General features: G+C 35.8%; 20 protein-coding genes. 10 read left to right on the top strand and 10 right to left on the bottom strand.

The genetic code is table 11. The features are described 5' to 3' along the window. Window positions 1–26: 26 nt before the first annotated feature. Complete coding sequence (locus tag GMB86_RS08990; RefSeq protein WP_155218837.1) at window positions 27–1,058, bottom strand: YitT family protein; 1,032 nt, start codon at window positions 1,056–1,058, stop codon at window positions 27–29. Between the two features lie 181 nt (window positions 1,059–1,239). After that, on the bottom strand, window positions 1,240–2,046 hold the full coding sequence (locus GMB86_RS08985) for a RecX family transcriptional regulator (RefSeq protein WP_196220172.1): 807 nt from the start codon (window positions 2,044–2,046) through the stop codon (window positions 1,240–1,242). 156 nt (window positions 2,047–2,202) lie between these two features. On the opposite strand from GMB86_RS08985, the gene GMB86_RS08980 reads away from it, so the two are divergent. Then, a complete protein-coding gene (locus tag GMB86_RS08980) occupies window positions 2,203–2,358 on the top strand; it encodes a YfhD family protein (RefSeq protein WP_155218833.1) in 156 nt (51 codons plus the stop codon). 121 nt (window positions 2,359–2,479) lie between these two features. Further along, on the top strand, window positions 2,480–2,644 hold the full coding sequence (locus GMB86_RS08975; RefSeq protein WP_155218831.1) for a hypothetical protein: 165 nt from the start codon (window positions 2,480–2,482) through the stop codon (window positions 2,642–2,644). 320 nt (window positions 2,645–2,964) lie between these two features. On the opposite strand, the gene pdaA is transcribed toward GMB86_RS08975, so the two are convergent. The 4 genes from pdaA to GMB86_RS08955 all read right to left on the bottom strand — a co-directional run bounded on the left by pdaA (window position 2,965) and on the right by GMB86_RS08955 (window position 6,271). Then, complete coding sequence (gene pdaA, locus GMB86_RS08970) at window positions 2,965–3,738, bottom strand: delta-lactam-biosynthetic de-N-acetylase (RefSeq protein WP_155218852.1); 774 nt, start codon at window positions 3,736–3,738, stop codon at window positions 2,965–2,967. 66 nt (window positions 3,739–3,804) lie between these two features. Then, window positions 3,805–3,990, bottom strand: coding sequence for an SE1561 family protein (locus GMB86_RS08965; RefSeq protein ID WP_155218829.1), 186 nt, complete (start codon window positions 3,988–3,990; stop codon window positions 3,805–3,807). 151 nt (window positions 3,991–4,141) lie between these two features. Continuing rightward, a complete protein-coding gene (locus tag GMB86_RS08960; protein ID WP_155218827.1) occupies window positions 4,142–4,927 on the bottom strand; it encodes a YfkD family protein in 786 nt (261 codons plus the stop codon). Window positions 4,928–5,086: 159 nt separating this feature from the next. After that, window positions 5,087–6,271 carry a pyridoxal phosphate-dependent aminotransferase gene (locus tag GMB86_RS08955; RefSeq protein ID WP_155218825.1) on the bottom strand — a complete coding sequence of 395 codons (1,185 nt, stop codon included), beginning with the start codon at window positions 6,269–6,271 and terminating at the stop codon, window positions 5,087–5,089. Window positions 6,272–6,510: 239 nt separating this feature from the next. Between GMB86_RS08955 and GMB86_RS08950 the strand changes: the two genes are divergently transcribed. Then, the gene (locus GMB86_RS08950; protein WP_155218823.1) at window positions 6,511–7,287 is read left to right on the top strand and encodes a carbon-nitrogen family hydrolase; all 777 of its coding nucleotides are present in this window, start codon (window positions 6,511–6,513) and stop codon (window positions 7,285–7,287) included. Window positions 7,288–7,527: 240 nt separating this feature from the next. Here the strand turns inward: GMB86_RS08950 and GMB86_RS08945 are convergent, their stop codons facing one another. Continuing rightward, window positions 7,528–7,905: an OsmC family protein gene (locus GMB86_RS08945; RefSeq protein ID WP_155218821.1), complete on the bottom strand. Its 378-nt coding sequence runs from the start codon at window positions 7,903–7,905 to the stop codon at window positions 7,528–7,530. 201 nt (window positions 7,906–8,106) lie between these two features. On the opposite strand from GMB86_RS08945, the gene GMB86_RS08940 reads away from it, so the two are divergent. Continuing rightward, complete coding sequence (locus GMB86_RS08940) at window positions 8,107–9,318, top strand: MFS transporter (RefSeq protein WP_155218819.1); 1,212 nt, start codon at window positions 8,107–8,109, stop codon at window positions 9,316–9,318. A 27-nt stretch (window positions 9,319–9,345) separates the two neighbouring features. After that, window positions 9,346–9,804, top strand: a complete 459-nt coding sequence (locus GMB86_RS08935) for a TlpA family protein disulfide reductase (protein ID WP_155218817.1) — start codon at window positions 9,346–9,348, stop codon at window positions 9,802–9,804. A gap of 49 nt (window positions 9,805–9,853) precedes the next feature. On the opposite strand, the gene GMB86_RS08930 is transcribed toward GMB86_RS08935, so the two are convergent. Further along, the gene (locus GMB86_RS08930; RefSeq protein ID WP_155218816.1) at window positions 9,854–10,312 is read right to left on the bottom strand and encodes a VanZ family protein; all 459 of its coding nucleotides are present in this window, start codon (window positions 10,310–10,312) and stop codon (window positions 9,854–9,856) included. 242 nt (window positions 10,313–10,554) lie between these two features. Between GMB86_RS08930 and GMB86_RS08925 the strand changes: the two genes are divergently transcribed. Next, entirely contained in the window at window positions 10,555–12,468 is a 1,914-nt protein-coding gene (locus GMB86_RS08925) for a heavy metal translocating P-type ATPase (protein ID WP_155218813.1), read from the top strand. A gap of 158 nt (window positions 12,469–12,626) precedes the next feature. On the opposite strand, the gene GMB86_RS08920 is transcribed toward GMB86_RS08925, so the two are convergent. Next, window positions 12,627–13,469: a YihY/virulence factor BrkB family protein gene (locus GMB86_RS08920; RefSeq protein WP_230459061.1), complete on the bottom strand. Its 843-nt coding sequence runs from the start codon at window positions 13,467–13,469 to the stop codon at window positions 12,627–12,629. An 80-nt stretch (window positions 13,470–13,549) separates the two neighbouring features. Next, the gene (locus tag GMB86_RS08915; RefSeq protein WP_155218811.1) at window positions 13,550–14,230 is read right to left on the bottom strand and encodes a hypothetical protein; all 681 of its coding nucleotides are present in this window, start codon (window positions 14,228–14,230) and stop codon (window positions 13,550–13,552) included. 112 nt (window positions 14,231–14,342) lie between these two features. Between GMB86_RS08915 and GMB86_RS08910 the strand changes: the two genes are divergently transcribed. From GMB86_RS08910 to GMB86_RS08895, 4 genes are all read left to right on the top strand, one after another. Then, a complete protein-coding gene (locus tag GMB86_RS08910) occupies window positions 14,343–15,077 on the top strand; it encodes an ATP-binding cassette domain-containing protein (protein WP_155218809.1) in 735 nt (244 codons plus the stop codon). A 309-nt stretch (window positions 15,078–15,386) separates the two neighbouring features. Continuing rightward, on the top strand, window positions 15,387–16,376 hold the full coding sequence (locus GMB86_RS08905) for a dimethylarginine dimethylaminohydrolase family protein (RefSeq protein WP_155218807.1): 990 nt from the start codon (window positions 15,387–15,389) through the stop codon (window positions 16,374–16,376). A 57-nt stretch (window positions 16,377–16,433) separates the two neighbouring features. Beyond that, a complete protein-coding gene (locus tag GMB86_RS08900; RefSeq protein ID WP_155218805.1) occupies window positions 16,434–18,119 on the top strand; it encodes a M20/M25/M40 family metallo-hydrolase in 1,686 nt (561 codons plus the stop codon). Window positions 18,120–18,132: 13 nt separating this feature from the next. After that, the gene (locus tag GMB86_RS08895) at window positions 18,133–18,903 is read left to right on the top strand and encodes a transporter substrate-binding domain-containing protein (RefSeq protein WP_155218803.1); all 771 of its coding nucleotides are present in this window, start codon (window positions 18,133–18,135) and stop codon (window positions 18,901–18,903) included. The last annotated feature ends 30 nt before the right edge of the window (window positions 18,904–18,933 follow it).

The following is an 18,933-nucleotide window of genomic DNA, read 5'->3' as shown; positions in this document are numbered from 1 at the left end:
TTTACTAAATGCATTCGAGATACATCTTAATCTTTTATTTCATTAGAAAACGAATAGCGACCATAACCAGGTCCATAGCCAATTTGATAATTGTGAGTGTCAATCACCCTCTTGCATTTTTCATATTCATGCTCACTTAACGGAAGCTTCCTTTTCTCTTGAATCTTCCCTTCCTTTATGGCTTGGACCGCACGTTGTTCTTCTTCTGAACGAAATACCCCAACAATTTTAGTCGTCTCTATAATATTAATGAAAGCGTGAGGATCTATCTGTTTAATTAACTTTTCCATTTCATACAATTCATAATGGCTGACCACGATCATAATGGAAAATAATTTTTTCTTTGAATAGCCACCATAGGAAGGTGTTACTGTCGCTCCTCTATCAAAGCGAGCTTGGATGGCATCAACCATCGTATCTGCATATTCTGTAACAGCAATAATGGTTAACTTTTGATATTTTGTATGAATATTATCTACAACATAACTATTAACGTAGCGAGATATTAACGTATAGAGAGCGTATTGCCATTGATAAACAAATCCTGCAATCAGAATAATGATGCCATTTAAAGCCATAAAGTAACGACCGGATGAGGATTTACGCCACTTTCTAGTCATATAAATCGCAATAATATCCAAACCGCCCGTTGAAATACCAAATTTCAAGGCAACTCCTACCCCAACAGCCGAAATAAATCCTCCAAAGATAGCATTTAACAAAAGGTCATTTGAAAGCTCATAAACAGGAATAACTCCTAGGAAAAGCGATGTTAAGATAACCGTCACAAAACTATAAAACGTAAACATCTTTCCAACCTTGTACCAACCTAAAAATGCAATTGGTAAGTTCAATAATAAAATCAGCAGACTAATGGATACATGAAAGTGAAATCCACTATATATTAAGTTAACGGCCAACTGAGCAGCTCCATTAATACCAGATGCATATACTTTGGCAGGTATTAAGAAAAGATTCATACTGATAGCACATAGAAAAGCTGAGAAACAAGAAATCGCAACTTTTTTCCCATGTTCTAAGTAAATATCTTTTATCATGACGTTTATCGTCCCCTTGAATATGTTTAAAATCATGTGTTAAATACTCTTCTGAGTCGATGTGCGTTCACATTATATCATGGTAAAAAAATGATTCAAGGGAATGGTAGATATTTTAAAAAATCTTATTATTTCCATATTTCAACATGTAAATTCTCTTTAAAAGATCTTAAAAATAGAATTACTCTTCTTTAGAATTCTGAAGAAAAGCATTAATATCTTCTATGGAAAATCCTTTTCTAAACAGATAACTTTTCACTTTATATGCCCATTCTTTTCCTTCATAATTCCTATACTTTTTCATGGCTTTTTGTCCTTGAAAATAAATGGCTTCTTGTTCTAATTCAGGGTTTGAATAAATGACATCTTGTAGGACTTCTTTGATGATTGTTTGTGAATAACCCCTCTGAATTAACTTTTGAGTCAGCTTGTTTTTATATTCTTTAGCTGAATAACGCTTAGATCCTTGATTCACTTTTTTTTCAATATAGGATCTTGCATTTTTTATCTGATCAGATATGGAATAGGTCTGAATACTTTGTTCGACAATATCTCGAGAAATGCCCAGTTTATCGAGCTCTCTTTTAATCAATTCAGGACCTTTATTCGATAAGTGGATTCGATTTTTGATAAACATCTCAGCAAAGGCTTGATCATTAAGCAAATTTTCTTTTGTTAAACGTTTAATAGCGGACTCTATTTGGTGAGTTTCGTACATTTTCTTATAAAGATAATCACGTGTTTCTTTCGTTGATCTCATTCTAAACGACAAATAATAAATCGCTGCATGGTAGCATTTTATATCTTCTTGAGCGTGTTTTAATTGTTCTAACATTTGTAGTGAAAGCTGCATCCCTTTTCTCAATTCAAAACGAACAAGAACATCTTCATGAACTAGTATGGTGTCTGAAGCAGAATCGCTTTTTATGTCAACTTTAAAAATGCCTTTTTCACTTTCTTCGTATTCGATTTTATTAACACTATACATAAGCATCACCTATTCTTTATGATACCATGTATTCCATCTTTATTTTATAAACAAGAAGTATTTTTTCCCTATAATAAAACACTTTAGATTAAGCACATACTATTTCTGTCTCTAATATCTCTGAGACCATATTATTTGAGAAAGAAGGAATTCGTAATGCCAAGAAGAGATCCAAAGTCATTACCTACTTCAAGAGCCGAAGATGTGGAATTTTCTCAGGAGTTAGCAGATCAAGATGATATGGAAGCCCAACGCCGTGCAAAAGAAGCAGATAGCCGTTCAGAAGGAAAATATCATGATTATAACCGTTAAATTAAATTGAAAAAAATGAGGATAAAATCAAAAAGCGAAAACCTGAATATTTAGTTCCATTAGGTTAAAAATAGTAAAGCGAGCCTCCTCGCTAAATCTAATTAGAAAGAAGTGTTTCGTAATGGGTAATAAATATAAAGCAAATAATAAAGCTTATAATCCAGGAGATCCAACTAAGGGAAAACCATTAGATACGGAATTTGCTAAGGGATTAGATGAACATACGGTCGAAGAACAAGAACGCGCAAAAGAAACTGGGAGCAGTGCAAAAGGTTCGTTCAAGTAAATTAAAATTATCTTTAAAGTAAAGCAGCACCAAAGCGGTGCTGCTTTACTTTTTTACTCTAAAAATCGACAGGTATTTCCCGGAAAATATAAAAAACATCATTTAAATATAAACTAGTTGTGGATAATGTGGATAAACGATAAATTTTACTCTTTAAAGTGTGTTTATAATGTTCATAACTTTGTGGATAAGTTATGAACACCCTGTGGATAATGTGCATAACGTTTAAAGAAGCAAAAGGAATCCATACCAAAAAGGCATGGATCCTAATATATCCCTCAATAAAGAAGAGTCATGACCCCCACTGATGAAGTTTCACTTTATCTAAAGTATTTTGGCAATGCTTTTTGTGCCATAAGGTCATCAAGACTCTTAAATTGATACCCCTGTTTTTTTAGAGAATCAATCACACGTCCAAGTGCCTCTGCATTGTCTTTAGAAACGGTATGAAGCAGTACGATGGCTCCCGGATGCATGCGTTTCATAATATGATCATAAGCATAATCTGCTCCTTTTTGATCATCTCTCACCCAGTCTTTATAGGCAGCAGACCAAAATACGGTTGTATAGCCTTCTTCTTTATCCAATTTAAGGGCACGTTCACTAAACGTTCCTCTTGGCGGTCTTACATAATTCATTGTGGTGTCACCCGTAAGTTCTGTATACGTCATTTTAAGTTTTTCTAATTCAATTTTGGCCTTCTCATCATTAATTTTTGCCAAGTCGGGGTGACTCCACGAGTGATTTCCAACAATATGTCCTTCTTTATACATTCTCTTAACAAGTTTCGGTTGATCCATGATATAGTGGCCTGTAATAAAAAATGCTGCTGGGACATGTTTTTGTTTTAATATATCAAGTATTTTCCCAGTATAACCGGCCTCATAACCGTTATCAAATGTTAAGTAGATCACCTTTTTGTTTGTTTCACCAATAAAGATACCATCGTATTTTTTCAATAAAGCAGCATATTCAGGTTCGGTTGTGGCAGGTTTGTGATTGGCACTTGGTTTGAAATACCAATCCTGTCCATAACTTATCGTTGGTGATAACATTATTAAGACCAGAACCATGAGTATGGTATATTTCTTCATCATTCCTTAGGCCTCCCTTTTTTTATAGGTTGACCTTAAATCAGAGATTTATGTAAACATGAACTTTTACTTCCATTCATCTTGAAACGTGCTGATTTTTAGGCTTAAATCATCTAACATTTGTTTAATATTTTTCAAGTCCTGTTCACTCGCATTCTCCGTATCCAACGACTCAACGACAGACAATAACAGCTTGACTCTAGATACAATATAGGTATGTTGTTTGGTTTTATCATGAGACGCTCTTCCCAATAGAATCCCCTCCTCGTTTCTATCCAACCTTACCATGTTAAATGATTGAAAATCTACATTTTTGTCCCGAATTTAAAGTCCACCATCCGTCCTTTTAACTGGCGTAGTAACATAAAAAGCGAGTACCCATTTGAGTACTCGTATCTAACAATTAATTCGAAACGTACCTTAACGACACATGATCTTGAATTGGGATCCAAGCTCCTATTCCTTGTTGTTCAACATTTTTTACTTCAATCCATTTCTTGCCACCTTTTAACACGAGAAAGACTTCCCCATAGAAAATGGTCCCTTTTTCATTAACAGCTGGGACATATCCGTAGAGATGAGCCATTTTCTTAGGTTGGACATGATATAAACGATCAATCTTTGTTCCCTTACCAACTACGGTTGAAAAGGCTAATGGGAGATCGGTTTTCTTAGAGGCATGTGCCATCATTAAGCCCTTGACCCCTTCTTGGTTCGGAACTTTGGCAGTTAAACCTCCCGTTACTTTCGAATTCGATTCCTGAGTATATTTAAATTCTTGTTGTCCTTCACTTCCTCTGGCATCTAGCGAGGAATCATTTATTTTTTTATACTCCCAGTTAATCGACACTTTACTTGATTTATATGACAAAGCCCATTTACCTAAATAAATATGAGCATGATAACCGATAGAGAATTTGGACGGATGAATGGTAGACTCATTTAAATACTTTATTAACATAGGGTTTTCTATTTTAACTTTGGATGTTTTTAATAATTCTTTTGTTAATCCACTTGGCTGAAGTTCCGGTGCCGATTGGTCTGGATTTGGATACGTATTTTCTTTTGATATATCAACTGCGGAATTTGGTGTTTGAAAGCTTGGCTGCTGTGGATGATGGCCTTCTTTCGCAAGTGTAGTCGGTGTAAAAAGTAAACATAACCCGAGCGCTAATATCAACTGTTTCAAGTTGTTGACCTCCTTTTTTCTTTATTTTTTTCTGATTCAAGTTAAATTATCCAAGAAATGATGAAGAGCTTACCATCACTATTTAAAATAGGCAAAAAAAAAACAGCAAATAACGTATATAAACGTGTTTGCTGCTATCAACGATATCGAATCACTATGTTATTTTACAGGTTTCTTAAAAAGATTAAGGGCACCGATACGTTTAGCGGCTTCAACAAGACGGTCTGGTTCATTTAATAACCCGACACGAACGTAACCTTCACCCATCTTTCCAAATCCAATACCTGGTGCGACCATAACGTGGGCTTTTTCAAGTAGTAAGTCTGCAAAGGACTCAGAAGTATATCCTGCTGGAACAGGAAGCCAGACAAAGAAAGAACCTTTAGGAGCATCTGCTTTCCAACCAATCTCATGTATTGCATCCATAAAGGCATTCCGTCTTGTTTCATAACGTGCCACTAATTCATTGACGCAATCTTGTGGTCCAAGAAGAGCTTCACAACTTGCCTTCTGAATGGCTCCGAACAGACTTACGTAATAATGATCTTGTACCAGGTTGAGTGCTTTTATCACACTTTTATTTCCCAAAGCAAAACCAACACGCCAGCCTGCCATATTGTAAGTTTTGGATAAGGTATACATTTCAATCCCGACTTCTTTAGCACCTTCTGTTTGTAAAAAACTACGCGGTTTTTCTCCATCAAAACCGATTGCACCGTACGCAAAATCATGTAATACACAAATTTTTCTAGCTTTAGCTACTTCAATGGTTTGTTCAAAAAATTCATTAGTCGCTGTAGCCGATGTCGGGTTATTTGGGTAATTCAAAAACATTAATTTTGCTTTGTTTAGAATGTCATCTGATAATTGGCTGTAATCCGGAAGAAAAGCATTTTTTTCTAGAAGAGGCATGAACTCAATATTTACATTCGCCATTGCCATACCAGATAAATAATCTGGATAGCCGGGATCGGGCATCAATACTGTCTCTCCTGGGTTAAGTAAACATTGCGTAATTTCTACGAGTCCGGTTTTCGATCCAAATAATATCGCCACTTCAGACTCTGGATCAATATCAACATCATACTCTCTTTTGTAGAATGTACTTATGGCCTGTTTAAGAAATGAGAAACCTTGAAAAGGCGAATATTTGTGGAATTCAGGGTTTCCAGCTGATTCTTTTAACGCTTCGACGATATGATCTGGTGTAGGTTGATCAGGGTTCCCTTGACCCAAATTTATGACATCGTGACCTTCAGCTATCACTCGATTGACTTTTTGGACAAGCCCAGCAAAAAATTGCTTAGGTAACCGATTAAGAGCGTCTGACTGAGGAAAATTCAAATTACATTCACCGCTTTCATTAAATATTGAAGAAGACAATAATTACGATTGATTAAGTCCTATTTTATCGTATAAATTCTCAAAAATCATCCTATCTTAATACAATTGAAAATAATATTAAGAAAGAATCATACATCTAACTTTAAAAAAACATTATAATACCTTTATAAGCACTAGAAACAAACAGATTAACATGATGAACGAGCTAAAAACTCAATTTCTTAAAGGAGATTTTTTATATGAAATGTGCACTTATCCAATATGACATTGTCTTTGGAGACCCGAAAGCAAATTTTAAAAAAGTTCATTCCTTAATCGACAAGGCTATGGCTGATAAACCTGATGTGATCATTCTTCCTGAACTTTGGACAACAGCTTATGATCTGGAACGTTTAGATGAAATTGCAGATCCTGATGCTAAAGAGACATGTGATTTTATAAGTTCTTTAGCTAAAAAATACGATGTTAATATTATTGCAGGGTCAATCGCTAAGAAAAATGCTGATAATGTGACCAACACACAACTTATTTTTAACCGACAAGGTGATTTAGTCAGTGATTATGATAAAGTCCATTTATTTCGTTTAATGAATGAAGAAAAATTCCTTGCAGCAGGGCGAAAAGAAGGCCATTTCAACCTAGATGGCACGCCATGTGCAGGATTTATCTGCTATGACATTCGGTTCACGGAGTGGTTAAGAAAACATGTCGTGAGTGGAGCTAAAGTCCTCTTTGTCTCTGCTGAATGGCCTAATCCCCGTTTAGATCATTGGCGTACACTGCTCATCTGCCGGGCTATTGAAAATCAAGCTTATGTTGTCGCTTGTAACCGTACGGGCAAAGATCCAAATAATACTTTTTTTGGACACTCCCTCATCATTAATCCGTGGGGTGAAATTATTGCTGAAGGCGGCGAAGATGAAGCGATTGTCACAGGCGATATTGATCTTGATGAATTAGATCAAATTCGTACGCGTATTCCCGTATTTGAAGATAGAAGACCCGAACTTTATTAACTTCATACGGATTCATAAAGTGAAACTTCCCTCAGTGGGGGTTTTCTTCATCCCCCACTGAGGGTTAGCTGAACCAATCGGGCCTTTACGGGCAGTTGATCCCCCACCTATCTACCTTTGAATACTCAGAATCTTGAGGTGGGGGTCTTTACTTGCCGTTAAGGCGGGATAAACATTTGTTAAGCCTAGCAGGCATTTGCTAGGCTTTCTTTTTTAAAAAAACAGGCTGATTCAGGCATATTATATAAGTTCGTATGTTTCAACTACTTCAATTTGTTTTTCTACAGATTGAACCATCGAACAGTATTTCCTTGTCAAAGCTAATATTCGGTCCATTTTACCTTCTAAATTATCCCCTTTAATGAGAAAATGAAGATGTACTTTTTCAATTTTCTTTGGTTCCACTTCTTCTCGAGTTACATCTGCTCGAATCGTCATCTCTTCTATCTTTAATTTCTTTTTCGAAAATATCTTTCGCATCACAGAGGCACTGCATCCTGCTAATGACGCAATCATGAGTTGATAAGGTCGAAAACCATACGTTTCATCACCTGAAATGACCAATTCACCGTATCCTGTCTCTGTTTTAATGCCATTTTCCGTTATATTAAACTCCATCTATATCACCTTTCCATGACAGATCTTCATTCTTATTAGCTGATTTCCAATCATTTTATTTGTATAATAATGTAGGGATTGAATCAAGTAATTGATCTGTATGATCATTGATCTGTATGATCTATTTTTAAAACAAATTAAACAAGGAGATTAGGTGACAACATTGGAAAAAATGCTTCAAAGTTGTCACGAAAATACAACATGACACATACATCATCTTATCGATTATTTCGTTTTATTCTGCTTATTGGATCAGTCTTTATCTCAGGAATGTCACAAGGCATGCTCATGACCACCCTTTCCATTTTATTGGAGAACCAAGGCTTATCATCGGCGTTAAATGGATTTAATGCGATGAGTTTATACATTGGTGTATTACTAGCAGCACCACTAATTGAAAAGCCTACAAATAAATATGGATATAAGCCCATGCTTCTTTTAGGATTGTTACTAACGCTTATTCCCATTTTTCTCTTTCCAATTTGGTCTTACTTTTGGTTCTGGTTTGCATTAAGAATGATTATTGGTCTTGGCGACAACATGCTACATTTTGCAGCCCAAGTTTGGATTACTGTATCGAGTCCAAAGGAGAAAAAAGGGCGAAATATTGCCTTCTACGGCTTAAGTTATGGGCTTGGATTTGCGATTGGTCCACTGATAGCCAGTTCACTATCCTTAGGTCTTTACGCACCATTCCTTATCGCAGGATTCAGCTGCCTACTCTTTTTCATACCGATGTTATTTATTAAAAATGACTTTCCCGAGAAATTTGTTCCGAAAAAAAGTCATGAGAAAAATTACTTTTATAGGCACAAAAAAATCTTGTCAGTCGCATGGTCTGGCCTTGTGGTCACGTTTACGTATGGTTTTCTTGAAGCTTCTATGAATAGCAATTTCCCAGTGTTTGCCTTACGTCAGGGATTAAACCTACGCGATATTTCAATAATATTACCAACTTTTGTATTAGGAAGCTTGCTTACACAAGTTCCACTTGGGAGCATAGGGGATAAAATTGGGAGACGTGTACTCATACTTATCGTTACTTCTCTTGGTGCCTGCACGTTTATCATTAGTGCTATACTATCGCACTCTGTTCTTGCCCTACTTATCACCTTCTTTATTTCAGGAATGCTCGTGGGTTCATTATTCTCAATGGGAATGACTTATTTAAGTGATATCTTAAAACCTTCTTTCATTCCACTCGCAAACATCTTAGCAGGAATCAGTTTTAGCCTTGGCAGTATGACAGGGCCGCTCGTTGGGGGTTTTCTCATTAAGTATGTTCCAAATGGTAGCTTTTTGTATGGAATTGCTGGAATGATGATGATCATTTGCGTATCAATGTTCATATCCGGTAGAACAAAAAAAGTTGGGAATAATAATTATCTAGAACAGATTGACTCAAATACTTAGTTTTTCTATATTAAGGAGTGGTAAACGATGAAATTACGAGATGAAATGCCAGAGTTAACCGGTGCTACAAATTGGGTTAATGGTGAGGTATCCAAAAACGATTTAATTGGGACTAAACCAACGCTGATTCACTTTTGGTCGGTCAGCTGTCATTTATGCAAAGAAGCGATGCCAAAAGTGAACGAGTTTCGAGACAAATACAAAGATGAATTAAACATCGTAGCTGTTCATATGCCACGTTCAGAGAACGATCTACCGTTAGACCTTGTCAAAGAAAATGCTGAAACATATGATATCACTCAACCCATCTTTGTTGATAATGAACATAAATTAGCTGATGCTTTCGATAATCAATATGTACCCGCCTATTACGTTTTTGATGCTGAAGGAAAACTTCGTCATTTTCAAGCTGGTGGGAGTGGGATGAAGATGCTTGAAAAAAGAGTCAATCGAGTTTTAGAGAATGTTCAAAAAGATACCAAATGATAAGAACGGTTTAATTCTTATAAAATCTAACAGACACACAATGTCTCGTTCACTGTGTGTCTATTTTGGATTTGAAGACTAAATCATATAGTTTTACCGAGGAATAATAGAGGAACCATCCCATACCAGCCCCTATTGTATTTAATGCAATATCATCTACATCAAAGATCCTCTCAGCGAATAGATACTGACATATTTCGATAGATGAGCTAAAAAAACTCGATAGAAACAAGCACATATATAATGGCCTTAGCTTATGATATAAAAAAGGAACCATGAAGCCGAAGGGAACAAATAAGCCAATATTGCCAACAACATTTTTTAATATAAGAACGACATTTCCTGTATCAAACATGAAATGAATGCTATTAAATAGAACTAAATTAACCGATTTGCCATAAGTGTAATGATTAAAAGTAAATAAGGTCACGTAGAGTAAAATGGCGATGTACGTGTCGAATAATAATTCGATAAAACGCATCCATCTCTCTTTAATAATATGTATCAATGTTTACATCCTTTTCTCAGCAATTTTTTATATGTTTATGCTTGTATTAAGTGATCTATTAATCTGTGATGTTTATCCTTTACATTTGATGTCGTTGTGTTATTATAAACTCATTCAAATTTAATAATCATTATAATTTATTTTACTTTTCCAATGCTGTCGCATCTTTGCGGCAGCATTTCGAGTTTTTCAGGGAATTGAAGTTGATTATCTTTATCAATTAAAATGATTGGGTGATACTAATGGATGAAAAAAGCGAACTCATGAAACAGCCAACAATTTTTCACGGAATGAATCTCTCTTTTTTAAAACGGCACGCCGAACTTATTGCTGCACTTATTAGCGGTATCCTGATTCTTATTGGATACATGATCAACCACATGTCTACACAAACCCCGTGGTACCTCTTTCTCTTAGCTTACCTTATTGGCGGTTTTGCAAAAGCTAAAGAAGGTATTGAAGAGACGTTAAAAGAAAAAACATTAAACGTTGAATTGCTTATGATTTTTGCTGCTCTTGGTGCAGCTTTTATAGGTCATTGGTTTGAAGGTGCCATTTTAATTTTTATTTTTGCCTTAAGTGGCGCACTTGAAACCTATTCAACTGAAAAAAGTTCGAAAGCCTTGTCTGCTTTAATGGACTTGCAACCCGAAACAGCTGAGCGATTGGACCATGGTCAAGTAGCGACTGTTCCCGTCAACGAATTGAATCTTGGTGATCTGATTCAAATTAAGCCTAGTGAACGCGTACCTGCAGATGGCGTCATACTAAAAGGAGAAACCACAATTGATGCTTCGTCAATGACAGGTGAATCGATACCCATTTTTAAAAAAGTAAATGATGAAGTCATGGCTGGGACCGTGAATCTAGAAGGACACTTAATTGTTAAAGTGACCAAACGAAGTCAGGATTCAACGTTTAGTAGAATCTTACATCTCGTACAATCTGCACAAAACGAAAAAGTTCCTGCACAAGCTTTTATTGAAAAATTTGAGAATCTGTATGTTGCTTTTGTCCTTATATTTGTTGCTCTAATGCTGACCCTCCCTCCATTTTTATTTGGCTGGACGTGGAGTCATACGATCTACCGAAGTATGGTATTACTCGTCGTGGCATCACCTTGTGCACTTGTGGCATCGACTACTCCGGCTATTTTGTCCGCAATAGCGAATGGAGCCCGAAATGGAATTCTCATAAAAGGGGGCATACATCTGCAACAATTGGCATCAATCCAAGCTATTGCCTTTGATAAAACAGGAACTTTAACAACGGGTTTACCAAAAGTTACTCAATTTGTTAATTTAAGTCCATTAACAAATGATGATCTATTAAGTCATGTCGCGGCTATTGAATCTCATACAACACATCCTCTTGGTCTCGCTATCGTTGATTATGCAAAAGAACATATCAAAACGATCCCAAATCCAGATCATGTGAAGATTGTTCCCGGATATGGCGTATACGGGCAAATAGATCAGTTTAACTACAAAATAGGAAAGGCAAATCCTAAATTTATTGATGAGGTGTCTCTTCATCTGTTCCTCAAAGAGGTTCATATAAAGGAAGATCAATCTTTGGTTTTCATTGAAAGGAACGGTCAGGTTATCGGATGCATAGGCCTGAACGATCAAGTCAGACAGACGGCCAAAGAAGCCATTGCATCACTTAGACAATACGGCATAAAATCCGTAATGTTGACAGGAGATAATGAAAAAGTAGCTAAAACCATTATGAAAGAAACCGGTGTAGATTCTATGATTGCCGATTGCCTGCCTGACCAAAAAGCAAATGCCATTAAACAAATAAAGAAAGAATATGGATCGGTTGCGATGATTGGTGACGGAATTAATGATACACCGGCTCTTGCTACAGCTGATCTAGGCATTGGAATGGGTGCTGGAACTGATGCAGCTTTAGAAACGGCGGATATTATCCTTATGAAAAATGATTTGATGAAAATATTAGATACCGTTAAACTCTCCAAAAAGATGAATCGCATCATTAAAGAAAATATTGCCTTTGCATTAATGGTCATTCTTATACTAGTTGTGAGTAATTTTATAGGAATTGTGAATTTACCGTTGGGTGTTGTCGGTCATGAAGGAAGTACCATTCTTGTCATATTAAATGGTCTAAGACTATTGAAAAATTTATGAATAGCCAAGAACACTCGTGACTTTAGTCATGAGTGTTCTCGGCATCGGGTAGGGCATGGCTTATAATCAAATGTTAATTAAGCTGTAAAGATGATTTTTAGACTCGACCTTCTTTCAATCGCCATAAGAAAACGAAGCAGGTTACGAACTACTTCGTTTTATTTATGTTTATATTTTATATATCGGTAAACAGCATTAATTTCTCCGCCAACGATAATGGTTAATGCAGTAATATAAAACCATAACATCAGGATAATAATACCGCCTAAAGTTCCATACGTGGAAGCATAATTCCCAAAGTATTTAATGTAAAATGAAAAGCCATATGATACAACTTGCCAACTTACTGCAGCTACAACGGCTCCAATAATAACATCTTTTATGTGCAACTTTTTGTTTGGACAGAAGTAATAAAGTAAAGCAAAAATAATAATAACAATGACAAACGTTATTAATAGGCTTAGTAAATGCCAAATGGTGGCTAAACCGTCTGAAAAGCCCAATTTGTGTAATATAGTTTTAAAAACAGCTCCTCCAATGACATTAATACCAAGAGATATAATAATAACAAAAACCATTGAGACGGTAAAAAGAATCGCTAATAAACGTTGATAAATAAATGATCGCGTTTCTTCAACGTCATAAGCATGGTTTAAAGCACGGATTAAAGCATTCAAGGCATTTGATGCTGGCCAAAGCGTTGCAATAACCCCAAATGATAATATACCTCCATTTTTATTAAACACTTTGTCGATGTTTTGTTTGATAACGTCATTTAAAGCTGTTGGTGCATAACGTTGCAGCAGATCTAAAAATTGAGACTGATCTATCCCTAAATATGGAATAATGGCAAATAAAAAAATAAGGAAAGGGAACAGCGACAACAAAAAGTAATAAGCTAACGTTGCCGCTATATCCAATGTCCCTTCCTTTGTAAATCTTTTAATAAAACGTCTTATAATCATCTTTATGTCTGTACGTTGACTATGTTCCTCCATCATTAGGTTTCCTCTCCCATCTTACCTTTGGTTCGATTTAACTTATTTTTATGGTGTAGTTTTCTGGGCCATTGGTTAACTATTTAATGAATGGGTTTTGAATTTTTTTGAGCACCGGTACTACTTTTAATATCCTCTATTACGGAATTAATTTTCTCTTTTTCTTTGCTTGGAAGATGATTGATATAATCTTCAGCATTTGTTGAACTCGTCATCGTGGTTTGATTTGTTGACGTGTTAACGTTACTCTTTGGTGTTGATAAAGTAGTTGGCTGAGTTTGAGTAGCGCTTTGAACAGGCGTTGTTTTCTTCTGCGTTAAATTAGTTGGTGAATCTAGAAACGACTGAGCAATACTTGGTGTTAAATTGCTCGACTGCCCGCCAAAATTTGTTGGGATAACAGATTGACTAGAATTTTTTATTTTCGAAGCTATATCTGTCAATTCACTTCCTGCTTCTATAGCATAATTGACAGCTTCTGATGAACTTTTTCTTACTTGATCGACATTATTGACCATTTTAGAAAAATCATCCGATACTTCTTGGGCCATTAAGCGCATATTATTACCGGTACTTTTAATATATTGACTAACTTTGTTAGGGTTCGTCCACAGTGTATATATTAATTTCCCGCAATTGGAAGAGGCTGTTTTCATAGTCTGTTTTAATGAACGTCTGGATTCTTTATTCATTAGAGAAACAGAAGCACCTAGTAGACCTCCGATTAGCGCATATTTTCTAAGCGTGCTTTTATTATTCCCCATCGTTTTCCCTCCTTTTTAGTCTGTGACAATAAAGGCCACTTTCCTATTTTGTTCAAAATACTTACGAATATGAGGAGAAAAGGCATTCAATCAATTACTAAATAGTGCTAAAATGCAATTAGGGCAGAAAGGACGTGCGCGGGTGGCTTACATAGACGTTAATAACATTTCACTTAAAAAGCGAAGCAGGCCATTGCTTCACCATATCTCTTTTTCCATTCACAAGGGGACAATAACGTGCATCTACGGTCCATCGGGTTCTGGAAAGTCATCGTTATTGAACATACTAGCTGGATATCATCATTTGCAAGAAGGTACAATAACATTTGAAGATCATCCTACAAACAGACCAAAAATGGGATTTATGCCACAGACTGATGGACTCTATCCATTTTTAAATGCAAAAGAGCATATGACTTATTATTCTAGACTTTATCAATTACCGCATAAAACCACTCAAGTCCGAATTAAAGAGTTGCTTAGTCTAGTTGAACTATGGGGACATTCCCATACTTTGGTCTCTCAATATACAAATGATATGAAGCGATCCCTATCGCTCGCTATTTCATTGCTACACAGACCTTCTTTATTATTATTAGATGAACCGACCTATGGTATTAATCCTGTTTTAAATAAAAGGATTTGGAATTATTTAAAGGACCTTGCTTCTTCTTTTGGAACAACCATCGTGATGGCTACGTCACTTGAAGAAGAAGTAAGAATGAATAGCCATGTGCTCTTATTACAAAAAAGCTCATTGATTTATGATGGTACCGTGCCGGACCTCTTTAATTTAACCCATCAAACAACAATTAATGATGCTTATACTCATTTAAGTCAATTTTAATTAACCCTTGGGACAAACTAATGACTTATCATCAAAAGGTTGTCTCTTTTTTTGTCCCTTTTTATACATTTAGTTCCCTCTCTCTTTTATACATAAACCCAATTATATGAATAAATAAAGCAGGTGCAGTCTATAAATCAGTGAATGGAATCCACGGTCATTTTTATCTTTGATTAGATATTTAAATATATACTATTTAAAATTACAATTTTTATTCACACTCAATATCCAATATGATAAATTTATAAAGATTTTAACGATTCAGTCAATGTTAGGTGTGTGTGAAAGAAATCGAAAGGAGCCAGTATTTTGTCTAGGTTACATGAATTTTTAGGCGAAAATTTTGTTAAAGAACCCGCTTCAGACAAAGGACTACTAGAAAAGTTTTGGGACAATAATTGGGGCGTAACCAATTCTGTAGGTAAAATAAGAAAAATCCTTGTTCACCGCCCCGATAAAGAAGTTCATGCTCTTCAAAATGCAAAATTTGATCCCAAGGCTGAAGCTCTCATTCTTAGAGACGATGATGGTGAAATTGTAAGTTATTGTCTTCATGAAACAGCGCCAGATTTAGCTTTAATGCAAGCACAGCATGATAAGATGGTCAGCATATTAAAAGCAGAAGGGATTGAAGTGATTGAACTTGAAGATGATGGCAAATTAATCACAAACAAACTCTTTGCAAGAGATGTCGGCATGGTCGTTCCTGGTGGTTTAATTTTAACTCGTTTCGCTTTTAAATTTAGATACGGGGAAACACGGCTTGCCCTTAGAACAGCTGCAAAAATTGGTATGCCTGTCCTAGCATCTATTCAAGGCAATGGCTATGCAGAAGGCGGTAGTTTTGCTGTATTAGATGCAAAAACAGCCATTGTTGGACGATCCATTCGCGTGAACCAAGAAGGAATCGATCAACTAAGAGATATATTATCTTGGCAAGGCATGGAACTAATTGTTGTCGACCTGCCTGCTCATTTAATTCATCTAGATGAAACGTTTATGATGGTTGATCGAGATAAAGCCTTAGTCGACATAACAAATCTTCCTCATTGGTTTTTGGAATTATTGCAAGATCGTGGAATTAAACTCATTATCACGGACCCTAATGATCCACCACTAACCAATAACTGTTTATGCTTGTCACCAGGAAAAGTGCTATTTTCTGAAAAAGGTCAATCGACCATGAAAAAGTTACAAGAAAACAATATTGAGGTTATTCCGATCAATATTAATGAGATTAATGCAATGGGTGGAGGGCTTCACTGTTCAACATTGGTGCTAGATAGAGACGATATATAAAGAGAAAAAGACACCTGCACATGTCTCTATACCACCTGAATGAAGGAGCGTATCAAGATGTATGAACATATTAAAGATCTTTCTTTCTCAAATAAAATTGAATTTCTAACTCGCTCGCTCGTTAATATTTCAAGTATCAATGGGACGTCTGGTGAAGTTGATTTAGCCAAAACGATTGAAAAAATATTACGCTCATTCCCTTACTTTAAAGAAAATCCAAGTAAAGTATGGACGCAGCAGCTTCAAGATGATCCACTTGGAAGACAAAATGTCTTTGCTTTATTAAGAAGCAAATCAAAAAATGATAAAACAGTTATATACCATGCGCATATGGATACTGTGGGCATAGACGATTTTGGAAGTTTAAAGACATCTGCTTTTCAATCAAATGAGCTGGAACAGTATTTTAAGGTGTATGATCAAGACCCTGAAGTTAAACAAGACGCCTCGACTGGTGAATGGTTATTTGGTCGAGGGGCGCTCGACATGAAAAGCGGCATCGCTGTTCATCTTGTTAATTTGTTGTCTTATTCAGAAAGAAGAGAAGAGTTAAACGGAAATATTTTAGTCATGTTTAATCCGGTTGAAGAAAACCAACATACGGGTGTCATTGAAGCTACAAAAGAACTTCATCGTTTAAGAATTGAAGAAAAATTACATTACGCAATGGCCATTAACAGTGACTTTAATAGCCCTCTCTATCCAAATGATCCGAATCGCTATATTTACACAGGCAATGCAGGTAAATTACTCGGATGTTTTTATATCAAGGGCCGCGAAGCTCACGTTGGACAAACACTAACAGGTGTTGATCCAACATTAATTGCGAGTCGTATTAATGATCATCTTAACAATAATATGGACTTTGCCGAGTCGATACCGAATGAAACTGTCTTACCACCATCATGTCTCTTTCAACGAGATCAAAAAGAATTTTACAATGTCCAAACAGCCGGAAAGTCTCATCTGTATTTTAACTATTTTTTATATGAAGCTTCTCCAAGTGAGGTATTGGAAAAATTAATTCATGTGGCCAAGCAATCATGCGAAGAAGTTAAACTTTATCTTGGATCTCAATATAAACGATTTCTTGCAAATAGTGCTCTCATAGATGATCAAACGGATTGGAATATCAAGGTTTACGGATATGATCATTATATTAATCATATTAAATCTCAAGGCATTGACGTCAATTCAGTTGTTAAAGCGACTGTTAGTCAATATCCGGATGCAGACATTCGTGACGTTTGTTTTCATATTGTAGATGCACTTGAGCAACTTGATCATGATAAGCAGCCTAAAGTCATTGTCTTCTTTGGGCCCCCTTATTGCCCACATAATTATTTGGAAGATCATGTCGATGATCAAAGACAATGCAGACTGATTCTTGAACACGCCATTGACAAAATTGCAAATGAAACGAATGAATCTTTTGCCATCAAGAAGTTTTTCCCATATCTTTCAGACAGCAGCTATCTTTCCATGAATGGGACTGAAGATGATGCTGAAGATTTAAAAATGAATATTCCTGTTTGGGATCATTTATATCAACTTCCATTGGATCTGATTCATCATTTAAACATCCCATCTATTAATATTGGTGTTTATGGAAAAGACGCCCATCAGTGGACCGAGAGAGTCTATAAGCCTTACTCATTCCATGTTCTCCCAATGTTAATACAGGAAATCACAAATACAACATTGAAGGGTATTAACTCTTTAAGTTATAATACAAAAAAATAGAGGAGTGTTTCTTTTGAAAAAGCTTATTTTAATTTGTACTGCACTCATGTTAGTTTTATTATCCGCATGTGGATCATCTAGTGATGGTGATTCTAAAAAGAAAACGTTAACCATGGCAACAAGTGCGGACTATCCTCCATTCGAATTTGTTGACAGTAAAAGTAGCAACAGTTCCATTTCTGGTTTCGATATTGATGTAGCTAAATACATCACAAAACAACTTGGCTATGATCTAAAAATTAAAGATATGGAGTTCAGTGGCCTAATCGCTGCTTTAAATAGTAAACGTGCCGATTTTGTTATCGCAGGTATGCTTCCAACCCCTGAAAGAAAGAAAAGTGTGGATTTCTCAGATGGCTATCATCAAATTAAGCAAGTCGTTGTGACAAGTAAAGACAAAAACATTAAAACAATTGAAGATCTTAAAGGTAAAAAAGTAGGTCTCCAACTCGGATCAACTCAAGAAAAATTAGCTGAATCAGTCAATAAACAAAAGAAACTTGGAATGAAATTTGAAAAGTTAAACAAGCTCAATGAACTCGTTGAAGAATTAAAAACAGGTCGTTTAGATGCGGTATTCTCTGTTGATACGGTTGCTCTTGGTTACCTCAAACAAAATAATAAGTTAACATCATTCTATGTACCTGATCAACCCGATTATCCAACAGCTATCGCCTTCCCTAAAGACAGCAAAATTAGAGAAGATTTCAATAAAGAAATTAAGAAAATGAAAGAAAACGGAAAAATGGACGAGCTCGTTAAAAAATGGTTCACTATAAAATAAGAGAACTATCTCAATCAAGCTTCACCCTTG

Source organism: Terrilactibacillus tamarindi (genome assembly GCF_009718825.1).
Classification (GTDB): domain Bacteria; phylum Bacillota; class Bacilli; order Bacillales; family Sporolactobacillaceae; genus Terrilactibacillus; species Terrilactibacillus tamarindi.
Note: the sequence above shows the minus strand (reverse complement) of the source record. Positions and strands in the feature narration are given on the sequence as shown.

Bases quoted from the DNA above. Each gene is read 5' to 3' on its own strand.
- GMB86_RS08950 (WP_155218823.1), top strand. From the start codon at position 6,511: ATGAAATGTGCACTTATCCAATATGACATTGTCTTTGGAGACCCGAAA.
- GMB86_RS08985 (WP_196220172.1), bottom strand. From the start codon at position 2,046: ATGTATAGTGTTAATAAAATCGAATACGAAGAAAGTGAAAAAGGCATT.
- GMB86_RS08940 (WP_155218819.1), top strand. From the start codon at position 8,107: ATGACACATACATCATCTTATCGATTATTTCGTTTTATTCTGCTTATT.
- pdaA (WP_155218852.1), bottom strand. From the start codon at position 3,738: ATGAAGAAATATACCATACTCATGGTTCTGGTCTTAATAATGTTATCA.
- GMB86_RS08980 (WP_155218833.1), top strand. From the start codon at position 2,203: ATGCCAAGAAGAGATCCAAAGTCATTACCTACTTCAAGAGCCGAAGAT.
- GMB86_RS08910 (WP_155218809.1), top strand. From the start codon at position 14,343: ATGCAATTAGGGCAGAAAGGACGTGCGCGGGTGGCTTACATAGACGTT.
- GMB86_RS08925 (WP_155218813.1), top strand. From the start codon at position 10,555: ATGGATGAAAAAAGCGAACTCATGAAACAGCCAACAATTTTTCACGGA.
- GMB86_RS08900 (WP_155218805.1), top strand. From the start codon at position 16,434: ATGTATGAACATATTAAAGATCTTTCTTTCTCAAATAAAATTGAATTT.
- GMB86_RS08920 (WP_230459061.1), bottom strand. From the start codon at position 13,469: ATGATGGAGGAACATAGTCAACGTACAGACATAAAGATGATTATAAGA.
- GMB86_RS08990 (WP_155218837.1), bottom strand. From the start codon at position 1,058: ATGATAAAAGATATTTACTTAGAACATGGGAAAAAAGTTGCGATTTCT.
- GMB86_RS08945 (WP_155218821.1), bottom strand. From the start codon at position 7,905: ATGGAGTTTAATATAACGGAAAATGGCATTAAAACAGAGACAGGATAC.
- GMB86_RS08935 (WP_155218817.1), top strand. From the start codon at position 9,346: ATGAAATTACGAGATGAAATGCCAGAGTTAACCGGTGCTACAAATTGG.
- GMB86_RS08915 (WP_155218811.1), bottom strand. From the start codon at position 14,230: ATGGGGAATAATAAAAGCACGCTTAGAAAATATGCGCTAATCGGAGGT.
- GMB86_RS08975 (WP_155218831.1), top strand. From the start codon at position 2,480: ATGGGTAATAAATATAAAGCAAATAATAAAGCTTATAATCCAGGAGAT.